Annotated in this window: 2 protein-coding genes; both read right to left on the reverse strand. The window is 63.2% G+C overall.

Annotation, left to right across the window (positions count from 1 at the left end):
• Positions 1-263 (reverse strand): WXG100 family type VII secretion target (locus tag AC5Y5Z_RS25540; protein ID WP_463829108.1); only part of this gene is annotated, 263 nt, incomplete at its 3' end.
• Between the two features lie 30 nt (positions 264-293).
• Positions 294-587, reverse strand: coding sequence for a type VII secretion system protein EsxG (gene esxG, locus AC5Y5Z_RS25545; protein ID WP_463829107.1), 294 nt, complete (start codon positions 585-587; stop codon positions 294-296).

The raw sequence follows: 587 nt of genomic DNA on the forward strand, positions 1-587 counted from the left end.
CCGTCGCGGGCCAGCATGGCCATGGTGTTGGCCTCATGGGTGCTGGCCATCGACTGATAGGCCCGCACCAGATCGGTCATGGCCTGGTTCCACTGCACCTGCCACGCCTGATAGGTCACCCCGGTGTCACCCTGCCAGGCATTCTGCAACGCAGCCTGCTCAGCAGAGATATCCGCACCCAGCCCCGACATGGTCCCGGCATAGCCCGACATATCCCCCGCGTGCGCCAGCATCGCCGGGTAGTTGTACATGATCTGCGACATCACAAGTCCTTAAAACTCGAAGGAACCGGCTCAGAAACCGGTGTAGGTCGACGCGGCCGCGGCATCGGCAGCCACATAAGTACCCGCAGCCTCACCCAGGTTGGCCTGCGCGATGTCCAGCAACGTGTTCACCCGCGCCGCCATCTCCACAAACCGGGCATGCGCAGCCTGAAACGCCGCCGAGGACTCACCCTGGTGAAACGCCTGCGCCGACATCGCCGCCTGCTCCGCCTGACCAATCGTGTGCCGCATCAACCCCGCCTTGGCACCGAACGCCGACTGCGACGACACCAACTGCGGAATATGAGCATCCAACAAACTCAT

The organism is Mycobacterium sp. NGS29 (genome assembly GCF_059812965.1).